The 8,684-nt window shown below is 73.1% G+C and carries 11 protein-coding genes and 6 tRNA genes; 8 read left to right on the plus strand and 9 right to left on the minus strand.

The genetic code is table 11. From position 1 onward, the window contains the following. Window positions 1-29: 29 nt before the first annotated feature. A tRNA-Val gene (locus tag ABZX30_RS37205) sits at window positions 30-101 on the minus strand. Between the two features lie 88 nt (window positions 102-189). Next, on the minus strand, window positions 190-648 hold the full coding sequence (locus tag ABZX30_RS37210) for a TIGR02611 family protein (protein ID WP_355942629.1): 459 nt from the start codon (window positions 646-648) through the stop codon (window positions 190-192). Window positions 649-839: 191 nt separating this feature from the next. Between ABZX30_RS37210 and ABZX30_RS37215 the strand changes: the two genes are divergently transcribed. Further along, window positions 840-1,253 (plus strand): SsgA family sporulation/cell division regulator, encoded by a 414-nt coding sequence (locus ABZX30_RS37215; protein ID WP_004002642.1) that lies wholly within the window; start codon window positions 840-842, stop codon window positions 1,251-1,253. A 261-nt stretch (window positions 1,254-1,514) separates the two neighbouring features. Further along, window positions 1,515-2,075 (plus strand): CGNR zinc finger domain-containing protein, encoded by a 561-nt coding sequence (locus ABZX30_RS37220; protein WP_355942631.1) that lies wholly within the window; start codon window positions 1,515-1,517, stop codon window positions 2,073-2,075. A 65-nt stretch (window positions 2,076-2,140) separates the two neighbouring features. On the opposite strand, the gene ABZX30_RS37225 is transcribed toward ABZX30_RS37220, so the two are convergent. Further along, the gene (locus ABZX30_RS37225) at window positions 2,141-2,293 is read right to left on the minus strand and encodes a hypothetical protein (protein WP_167747935.1); all 153 of its coding nucleotides are present in this window, start codon (window positions 2,291-2,293) and stop codon (window positions 2,141-2,143) included. 184 nt (window positions 2,294-2,477) lie between these two features. Then, entirely contained in the window at window positions 2,478-2,921 is a 444-nt protein-coding gene (locus ABZX30_RS37230; protein ID WP_355942634.1) for a hypothetical protein, read from the minus strand. A 265-nt stretch (window positions 2,922-3,186) separates the two neighbouring features. Here ABZX30_RS37230 and ABZX30_RS37235 point away from each other — a divergent pair, with 265 nt between their 5' ends. Then, a complete protein-coding gene (locus ABZX30_RS37235; protein WP_355942637.1) occupies window positions 3,187-3,708 on the plus strand; it encodes a DsbA family protein in 522 nt (173 codons plus the stop codon). Window positions 3,709-3,720: 12 nt separating this feature from the next. Here ABZX30_RS37235 and ABZX30_RS37240 read toward each other — a convergent pair whose 3' ends face one another. The 3 genes from ABZX30_RS37240 to ABZX30_RS37250 form a co-directional block, all read right to left on the minus strand. Further along, window positions 3,721-4,542, minus strand: coding sequence for a GNAT family N-acetyltransferase (locus ABZX30_RS37240; protein ID WP_355942640.1), 822 nt, complete (start codon window positions 4,540-4,542; stop codon window positions 3,721-3,723). Between the two features lie 66 nt (window positions 4,543-4,608). Next, window positions 4,609-5,430 (minus strand): aminodeoxychorismate lyase, encoded by an 822-nt coding sequence (locus ABZX30_RS37245; protein WP_355942643.1) that lies wholly within the window; start codon window positions 5,428-5,430, stop codon window positions 4,609-4,611. Then, window positions 5,427-6,470, minus strand: coding sequence for a chorismate-binding protein (locus tag ABZX30_RS37250; protein WP_355942646.1), 1,044 nt, complete (start codon window positions 6,468-6,470; stop codon window positions 5,427-5,429). Before ABZX30_RS37250 ends, ABZX30_RS37245 begins: the two co-directional genes overlap by 4 nt. 178 nt (window positions 6,471-6,648) lie before the next feature. Between ABZX30_RS37250 and ABZX30_RS37255 the strand changes: the two genes are divergently transcribed. The 5 genes from ABZX30_RS37255 (at window position 6,649) to ABZX30_RS37275 (ending at window position 7,080) form a co-directional block, all read left to right on the plus strand. Further along, window positions 6,649-6,721: transfer RNA gene (locus tag ABZX30_RS37255), tRNA-Gly, on the plus strand. 37 nt (window positions 6,722-6,758) lie between these two features. Then, window positions 6,759-6,832, plus strand: a tRNA-Cys gene (locus ABZX30_RS37260). 1 nt (window position 6,833) lies between these two features. Further along, a tRNA-Val gene (locus ABZX30_RS37265) sits at window positions 6,834-6,905 on the plus strand. A 19-nt stretch (window positions 6,906-6,924) separates the two neighbouring features. Beyond that, window positions 6,925-6,996 (plus strand) — tRNA-Val (locus ABZX30_RS37270). 12 nt (window positions 6,997-7,008) lie between these two features. Further along, a tRNA-Val gene (locus tag ABZX30_RS37275) sits at window positions 7,009-7,080 on the plus strand. Between the two features lie 79 nt (window positions 7,081-7,159). Here ABZX30_RS37275 and ABZX30_RS37280 read toward each other — a convergent pair. Both ABZX30_RS37280 and ABZX30_RS37285 read right to left on the minus strand, forming a co-directional pair. Continuing rightward, on the minus strand, window positions 7,160-7,456 hold the full coding sequence (locus ABZX30_RS37280) for a zf-TFIIB domain-containing protein (protein ID WP_355942649.1): 297 nt from the start codon (window positions 7,454-7,456) through the stop codon (window positions 7,160-7,162). 81 nt (window positions 7,457-7,537) lie between these two features. Beyond that, window positions 7,538-8,488 carry an aminoglycoside phosphotransferase family protein gene (locus tag ABZX30_RS37285; protein ID WP_355942652.1) on the minus strand — a complete coding sequence of 317 codons (951 nt, stop codon included), beginning with the start codon at window positions 8,486-8,488 and terminating at the stop codon, window positions 7,538-7,540. Between the last annotated feature and the right edge of the window lie 196 nt (window positions 8,489-8,684).

Here is an 8,684-nt window from a genome sequence, read left to right on the forward strand (position 1 = left end):
GTTTCACAGGCGGGCCGCGGTTCCGGGTGTGGGCGATACTGGGTTCGAACCAGTGACCTCTTCGGTGTGAACGAAGCGCTCTCCCACTGAGCTAATCGCCCGGACGCAGGAAGAACATTACCCCATGTCAGGGGGTGCGACCGACCACGGGCCGCCGCGAGCGGCGGTGGGGCAGGGCCCCGGCGCGGATCACTGGTCCTCGATCTTCCAGGGCATCACCAGGCCGAACCGCCACAGGTAGACGCCGGCCAGGACGCCCACGATCACCAGCCCGACCGAGGTCAGGATGATGTTCCGGCGACGCACCCTGGGGTCGAGCGCCCGCTGGGCCGCCTCGGTGACCTTGCGCTTGGTCCAGCGGAGGACCAGCTGGGCCCAGACGAACTCGGTCGCCCAGATGGCCATGCCGCCGAAGATCACGACCCAGCCCGGCCCGGGCAACGGCAGCATGACGATCCCCGCCGCCACGACCGCGAGGCCGATCACGAAAACCCCGACCTGCCAGCTCAGGTGCAGCGCACGCCGAGCCTTGACGAAGCCCGGCGCCCGCGAGCCGAGTCCCCGCTCGTCCCGCGCCCCGTCCGCCATCGCCTCGGCCTCGTCCGCCGTCACGGCGACTTCACCCGACTCGTTACTCCCCGTATTCATACGACCAAACACTACCGGAGTGAAACCTGTCACCGGAATGGACGTACGTGACGGATCGGTCCTGGGCCGGAAGAGGTACGTAAACCGACGCAAAACACTCAGAGGGGTTTACAACGGCACCGTAGGTGGCATGTCGATTTCGCCGACGTGCGAATCCCCGAGCGCACACTGAGCGAAAGGCCCTGGCGCTTATGAACACCACGGTCAGCTGCGAGCTGCACCTGCGCCTCGTTGTGTCGAGCGAGTCCTCCCTGCCTGTCCCCGCAGGCCTGCGGTACGACACGGCCGACCCCTACGCCGTGCACGCCACCTTCCACACCGGAGCCGAGGAGACCGTCGAGTGGGTGTTCGCCCGCGACCTCCTCGCCGAGGGGCTCCACCGTCCCACGGGCACCGGCGACGTCCGTGTCTGGCCGTCCCGGAGCCACGGTCAGGGCGTCGTGTGCATCGCCCTGAGCTCCCCGGAGGGGGAGGCCCTGCTCGAGGCCCCTGCGCGGGCCCTGGAGTCCTTCCTGAAGCGGACGGACGCGGCCGTGCCGCCCGGCACGGAACACCGGCACTTCGATCTGGATCAGGAGCTCTCGCACATCCTGGCGGAAAGCTAGGTCGCGGGTCGAAGCCGGCCGGCGCCGTCCACTCGGGGAGACGGTTCGGTCGGCTCTCGGGCCAGGACAACCGCATACGGCATGACCGACGCCGTCACCGTGCGTGTTCACGGGGACGGCGTCGGTGTGCGCGCTCGTCCACCCGGGCGGTCCCGCGCTCCGCCCCGCGGCCGTGACGGGAACCCCGGCGGCCGCGCAGCCGTTCGCTACCATCGGCCAGCATCGGCGGGCGCGCGCCCGCCCCCAGGCAGGGAGCGAAACGTGCTGATCACCCACGACACCCGGTGCGCCCTCGACACCGTGGTCGATCTGGTGAACACCGTGCCGGAGGACGACTCGGCGGCGGACGGGCTGCCGGATGTCGGGGCTCTGGCGGATTTCGTACGAAAGCACCAGATCAGCGATGTGGGGGTGCTCTCCGAGTTCGACCTCTCCGCGGTACGCAAGGTGCGCGGGCGGTTCGCGGGGATCTTCGCCGCGCCGGACGCCCGCAGCGCTGCCGGGATGATCAACGACCTGGTCGCCGCCGCGGGCACCACTCCCCGGCTGACCGATCACGACGGCTACGACTGGCATGTGCACTACTTCGCCCCCGGCGCGTCCGTGGCCGACCACCTCGCCGCGGACTGCGGGATGGCGCTCGCGTTCTTCGTGGTGGCCGGGGAGCAGGAGCGGCTGCGGCGCTGCGAGGCACCCGACTGCCGGCGGGCCTTCGTCGACCTCTCCCGTAACCGGTCGCGCCGCTACTGCGACAGCCGCACCTGTGGGAACCGGCTCCATGTGGCCGCCTACCGGGCCCGACGCAAAGAGGCGGCGGGCTGAGCGCCGACGCGCTCTCGTGTCGACGCCGCCCCCGGCGGGTGACGCCGGGGACGGGCGTGTACGGCTCACAGCAACAGCAGATCGTGCAGCGCAGCCATGAGGAGCAGACACCCGATCACCGCAAGGAAGATCATCAGCGGTGGCTGGGAAAGGGCGAAGAGGCACCCGCGCGGCTCGTCCTTCGGCGGCGCGGCCTCGCTCTCTGACGTGTCCAGCATCTCGCGGTGATGATGGACCACGGGACACCCCGTCCGCGATCAACACGCCCGGAATGAGCGGGAGTTCGCTGAAATCCTTGATGTCCGGTCCGCTTCCTGCCGGGCAGTGATCGTTTCCGGGCACACCGAAGACGATCTTTGTTCCCTCAGGGGTTTTTGTTCCCTCAGGGGTTCCGGGGCCAGGTCATATGCCGTGCTTCTTGAGGATGGCCTCGATGTCGCTGAAGTCGTCGGCGGAGCCGCCGCCGCGGGGTGCGGCGGCGGGCCGGGCGGGCGGCTGCGTGCCGGCGCCCAGGGAGGGCGCCGAGGCCGCCGGAGCGACCGCCTCCCCGCCCGCCGCCCTGGCCGCCTTGCGCTCGGCCCGGGTGCCCCCGCGTCGGCGCTCCACGGCGCGGGTCGTCGCGAACAGGGCCCAGGCGGCGCCCAGCACTCCGAAGCCCGCCCACGCGGTCGGGCTGAGGGCGGTGCCGGCGAGCCAGCCGACGACGCCGGTCATCGCCAGCCCCACCGGCACGAGCGAGTACGCGGCGATCCGGGCGGCGGCCAGGAAACGCTTGCGGTAGGCCGTGACCACCGCGATGCCCAGGCCGGCCGCGGACACGGCGGAACAGACTGTCTCGGCGATCATCCGGTCCTCCTGGCGGCTGGGGCGGGCGGGCACGTAGCGGGGTGCCGGGGAACGCACGGTCACCGGGGCGGCCCGGGACCGCGTTCCCCCGCACCTCCATCGTGCACCGCCGCGTACCCGCGGGGCCATCCCCCAGGCCCGGCATCAGGGACATCTCCGGGTCACCTCCTGCGCGGGACCGGTCCGGCCGGCCGTGCCGCGGGGGCCGCTCGTGCCGCACGCTCCCGATTGGGTCGGCGGGGCCCGGCCTGGGAGACTGGTGCGCATGAGCGACTCCTCCCCCGCCCGCACCGCCGTGCCCGTGCTGGACGTCTGGTGTGAACTCCAGTGCCCGGACTGCCGCAGCGCCCTGGACGACCTGCGCGCCCTGCGCGCCCGCTACGGCGACCGGCTGGAACTGCGGCTGCGGCACTTCCCGCTGGAGAAGCACAAGCACGCCTTCGCCGCCGCGCAGGCCGCCGAGGAGGCGCTGGAGCAGGGCCAGGGCTGGGCGTACGTCGAGGCGGTGCTGGGGCGCGTGGAGGAACTGGACCGCGGGGGCGAGGCCTTCCTGGTCGAGGTGGCGCGGGAACTGGGGCTGGACGCGGAGGAGTTCGACACCGCCCTGATCGACGGCCGGCACATCCTGATCGTCGACGCCGACCAGGCCGAGGGCAAGGCCATCGGTGTCACGGGCACCCCGACGTACGTCATCGGCGGCGAGCGCCTCGACGGCGGCAACAGCCAGGAGGGGCTGCGCGAGCGCGTCGAGGAGATCGCGGACCGGCTGCTGGCCGGTGAGGCGTGACGTCGGAGCACCTCAGAGCAGCGGCTTGTACATCGTGTGACTCACCGGCAGGTACCCGAGCGAGTCGTACAGCCGCTCGGCCGGTGTGTTGCCGGCGAACACGTTGAGGCCGAGGGCACGCCGGCCCGCGGCCACCGACTGCCGCTCCGCCAGCAGCATCAGGGTGCGTCCGTGGCCCCGGCCGCGGGCGGCCTCGTCCGTCTCGACGTCGAGGACGAAGGCGGTCTCCCCGGAGAGCGACAGCCAGAGGGTGCCGACCCTGGCGCCCTCGTGCTCCAGGACGCTCAGCACCATGCCCGCGGTCGCGAGGCCGTCCGGCAGCAGGTGCGCGTAGTCGGCGCGCGCCTTGGCGGCGGCCTCGTCCTCGGGCACGCCACGGCTGGTCCAGTCGTGGACGTAGCCCGCCGCGCCGTGCTCGCGCCACGGCCCGTACTCGGCCTCGGTCAGCGGCCTGCCCCGGCTGCCGGCGGGCAGCTGAGGCGGGGTGTCGCCGAGCGGCTTGACCATGCCGCGGTTGCGGTGGACGTAGCCGAGGGCCGTGGCGAGCCGCAGCGCGGCCCCGGCCCCGGCGGGGACCGTCGTCTCGATCTGCCCGCAACCCCAGCCGCGGGCCACCTCCTCGGCGGCCAGCGCGGCCACCGTGCCCCGGCCGCGCCCGCGCTCCGGTTCGTCGATGCGCAGGTCGTGGATCTGGGCGACGGAGGGAAGAGCGGCGTGCGTGCACAGGCGTACCTCGCCGACGGGACGGCTGTTCACGCACACGCGGAAGTGGCGGGACAGCCCCCCGTCGGCGGTGCGCTGGAGCGGCTCGGTCGGCCGCAGGGTCGTGGTCATCACAGCTGTTCTACCCGGACCGCGTGCTCCACCCGGACCGCGGGGAGGGATCGGCCGACGCGCGCGTCAGGGGTCGAGGTCGTCCCCGGACCGCTCCTCGAAGACCCGCATCGCCTTGGCGGTCACCGGGCCGGGGGCGCCGGGCAGCTCCCGGCCGTCGATCCGGTGCACCGCCTGTACGTCCCGCAGCGTGGACGTGAGGAAGACCTCGTCGGCCCGTTCCAGGACGTCCAGCGGCAGGTCGGTCTCCTTCGCCCCCGTCCACTCGAGGGTCAGGGCCCGGGTGATGCCCGCGAGGCAGCCGGAGGCGAGCGGCGGGGTGTGGATCTCGCCGTCCAGCACGACGAACACGTTGGAGCCGGTGCCCTCGCACAGCCGGCCGACGGTGTTGGCGAACAGCGCCTCCGAGGCCCCCTGTTCGTGCGCGCGGGCCAGGGCGACCACGTTCTCGGCGTACGAGGTGGTCTTCAGGCCGGTGAGGGCGCCCCGCTCGTTGCGGGTCCAGGGAACGGTGATCACGGCGGTGGAGTCGGCGCGGCGGCCGGTCGCGCCGACGGCGACCACCAGGGTCGGGCCGTCCTCCCCGCGGTCGGAGCCGAGGGGGCCGTGGCCGCCGGTGTACGTGATGCGCAGCCGGCCGAGCGGCATCGGGTTGGCCTCGAGGACGGCCGCGCAGGCCCGGCGTACCTCCTCGTGGTCGGGGTCGGGCAGGCCCAGGCCCCGGGCCGAGCGGGTCAGCCGGTCGAGGTGCCGGGTGAGCGCGAAGGGCTTGCCGTGGACGGCCTTCACCGTCTCGAAGATGCCGTCGCCCACGGTCAGCCCGTGGTCGAAGACGGAGACACGGGCGGTCTCGACGTCCTGCAGCCCGCCGTCCAGCCAGATCCTCATGTGCCAGCCCTTCCGTTCTCCTCGTACGCCCCCGACGCTACCGCGAGCAGCCGGGACGCCTTCAGCTCGGTCTCCCGCCACTCCCCCTCGGGGTCGGAACCCCAGGTGATCCCGGCTCCGGTGCCGAATCCCAGCACACCTTCCGCGCGGTCGGTCCAGAAGGTGCGGATGCCCACGGCCAGCTCTCCGGTGCCCCGGTCGGCGTCGACCCAGCCGATCCCGCCGCAGTACGGGCCCCGGGGCGCCGTCTCCAGGGCGTCGATGATCCTCAGGGCGCTCGACTTGGGGGCGCCGGTGACCGAGCCGGGCGGGAAGGCGGCCGCGAGCAGCTCCGGCCAGCCGGCTCCGTCGCGCAGCTCGCCGCGGACCGTGGAGACGAGGTGGACCAGGCCGGGATGCTTCTCCAGGGCGCAGAGGTCGGGGACGGTGACGCTGCCGGTGGCGCAGACCCGCCCGATGTCGTTGCGGACCAGGTCCACGATCATGACGTTCTCGGCGTAGTCCTTCTCCAAGAGGTCGGCCTCGGTGCGCCCGGTGCCCTTGATCGGTCCGGACTCCACGGTCCGTCCGTCCCGGCGCAGGAACAGCTCGGGCGAGGCGGTGGCGATCTCGACGCCGTGCTCGGGCAGCCGAATCGTTCCTGCATAGGGTGCCGGGTTGCCGCGCGCCAGCAGGGCGGTCAGCGCGTCCACGTCGGCGTCGGGCGCGACGGGCGCGGTGAGGACGCGGCAGAGGTTGGCCTGGTACACCTCGCCGGCCGCGATGTGCGCGCGGATCCGGCGTACCGCCCCGGTGTACGCGGCACGGTCGAGCGACGACGTCCAGGCGTCCACGGCGGGGCCCCGCCACCGCCCCGGCACCGGTGCGGGCACGGGCTGCTCGCGTACGTCCGCGAAGCGTGCGCAGGTCAGGCGGCCCTCGAAGTCGGCGCAGACGGCCCAGAAACCGGTGGAGTCCAGGGCCGTCGGATCACCGGTGACGTCCAGGAGACCGGTGGCGAGGCGGTCGCCGAAGCGGGCGAGAGGAGGCAGGTGGAGCACGCGGCCGAGTCTAGGGCGGGTGTCGTCCGCGTGGCCCGGACGTGTCCCCGCGGGTGCCCTGACCACGGCATCCACCGGACGCAGCGCAGCACGCTGCGCAAACGCGTTTTTGTGCTGGCCCGGGAATCCGCTAGAGTTCAACACGTCGCCGGGACGCGGAAGCGGGCCGGGACAACAAGCGGACGTAGCTCAGTTGGTAGAGCGCAACCTTGCCAAGGTTGAGGTCGCGAGTTCGAGCCTCGTCGTCCGCTCGAAGAAGAGGGGTCTTCCCGGCCCCCTCACACTCCTGGTGGAGTGGCCGAGAGGCGAGGCAACGGCCTGCAAAGCCGTCTACACGGGTTCAAATCCCGTCTCCACCTCCAAGGACGATTAGCTCAGCGGGAGAGCGCTTCCCTGACACGGAAGAGGTCACTGGTTCAATCCCAGTATCGTCCACTGGATCTTCGGGTCCCCCGCGCGATTAGCTCAGCGGGAGAGCGCTTCCCTGACACGGAAGAGGTCACTGGTTCAATCCCAGTATCGCGCACGCAGCACCCCCGGACGATTAGCTCAGCGGGAGAGCGCTTCCCTGACACGGAAGAGGTCACTGGTTCAATCCCAGTATCGTCCACGCACATCGAAGCCCCCGGCCGTCCCACACGGCCGGGGGCTTCGTCGTGGGCCCGGTGGGTCCACTGGCCCGGCTGGGCTCAGCTGGAGAAGAGCATGTGGCCGAAGCTCCGGTGGCGGTGGTGGCCGCCGTGTCCCCCGTAATGGCCGCCGTGACCGCCGTGCGGAGCGCCCCAGACGGGGGCCGGCGGCGCCGGGTAGGCCTGCGGGGCGGGCGGGGGCGGCGGGGCGGGCTGGGCCCACTGGGACTCGAGGCGGGTGAGGGCCTCCAGCTCGCCGTAGTCGAGGAAGATCCCGCGGCAGCCGCTGCACTGCTCGATCTGGACGCCGTTGCGGTTGTACGTGTGCATCTCCGCATGACATTTAGGACACTTCATTGATCGGCTCAACTCCTCGCCGGTTGGTACTGCTTCACGTTCCCCCAGGACAGACTCCATGCGGCCCCGGTCGGTTGCACCCTACGTCGGGAATCCGTGCGACAACTCCGGCGGTACGGAACCCATCCGCGCGCAGGCGTCGACGACCGCCTGCTCCACCTCGTCCAGGGGGCGGTCAGCGGCAAGGGCCTTGGTGATCGCCAGGGCGGCGGTCTGGACGGTGAGGGCACGGGCCGGGACGTCCAGGGCGGCCCAGGGGTCGCCGTCCGGGGGCACGGCCGGACCGCCTGCCGTGCGGTAGGCGCCGAGGAAGCGCGTCCACTCGTCGGGCGGGAGGAGTCCGCAGGCGTACCAGGCGGCTGGACGGGCCAGGTCCCAGCCCGGGACACCCACGCCGAGGTCGTCCACGTCGATGAGCCGCCAGGGACCCTCCGGGGCGGGGTGGCGGACGAGCTGGCCCAGGTGGAGGTCGCCGTGGCAGAGGGTGCCGGTGCCGGGCATGGGCGCTTCGCCGCGGGCCCAGCCGGGGAGGCCGGCCCAGGCCCGCAGGACGGGGCGTGCGGCGGGGTGGTCCGCTCCGGCCAGGGCGCCGCGCATCCGGGTCAGCGCGCGGGCGGCCTTGGCGGGGCCGCGCATCGGGGGTGCCGGGGTGGGGGCGGGCGCGCGGTGCAGACGGGCGAGGAGCGTGGCGACGGCTTCCCAGGGAGCGGCGTCCGGGTCGTCGGGGTCCACGGGGCTGCCGTACGGCCAGAACGTGACGAGCCGGTCGCCGACGGTGATCGCGGTCCGCTCGACCGGCGCGAGGAGCACGTCCCCGAGGCGGGCGGCCGTCGCGAGGCGCAGGGCCAGCCCGGCGGGGTCCGTGTCCGGTGCGTGGGCCTTCGCGACGGTGCCGGCGTGGCGGACGACGGTGGCGTCGGGGCGGTCGGCGAGGGTGACGGGTCCGGCCGCGCAGCCGCAGGGGCCCGAGTCCCGGTGGGCGACGGCTCCGGCCTTCGCGGTCAACTGCGGCAGCAGTACGTCTGCGGTCACGGGGTCCTTCCGGCGCGGGCGGGTGCTTCGGGGAGGGTACGCGGGTGCGGCGGGCACGGGGCAGGTGCCCGGGGGGCCGCCGGGGCGGCCCGGCGCGGCCCGGCGCTGACTCGGCGCCTGCGGCCGGCGGGACGACTGCGGTCACGGGGTCCTTCCGGCGCGGGCGGGTGCTTCGGGGAGGGTACGCGGGTGCGGC

Origin of the sequence: Streptomyces sp. NPDC004542 (assembly GCF_040610035.1) — a bacterium.
Lineage (GTDB): Bacteria > Actinomycetota > Actinomycetes > Streptomycetales > Streptomycetaceae > Streptomyces.

Coding starts and splice junctions, on each gene's coding strand:
- ABZX30_RS37210 (WP_355942629.1), bottom strand. CDS start 648: ATGAATACGGGGAGTAACGAGTCGGGTGAAGTCGCCGTGACGGCGGAC.
- ABZX30_RS37230 (WP_355942634.1), bottom strand. CDS start 2,921: ATGATCGCCGAGACAGTCTGTTCCGCCGTGTCCGCGGCCGGCCTGGGC.
- ABZX30_RS37225 (WP_167747935.1), bottom strand. CDS start 2,293: ATGCTGGACACGTCAGAGAGCGAGGCCGCGCCGCCGAAGGACGAGCCG.
- ABZX30_RS37215 (WP_004002642.1), top strand. CDS start 840: ATGAACACCACGGTCAGCTGCGAGCTGCACCTGCGCCTCGTTGTGTCG.
- ABZX30_RS37235 (WP_355942637.1), top strand. CDS start 3,187: ATGAGCGACTCCTCCCCCGCCCGCACCGCCGTGCCCGTGCTGGACGTC.
- ABZX30_RS37245 (WP_355942643.1), bottom strand. CDS start 5,430: ATGAGGATCTGGCTGGACGGCGGGCTGCAGGACGTCGAGACCGCCCGT.
- ABZX30_RS37240 (WP_355942640.1), bottom strand. CDS start 4,542: ATGACCACGACCCTGCGGCCGACCGAGCCGCTCCAGCGCACCGCCGAC.
- ABZX30_RS37280 (WP_355942649.1), bottom strand. CDS start 7,456: ATGAAGTGTCCTAAATGTCATGCGGAGATGCACACGTACAACCGCAAC.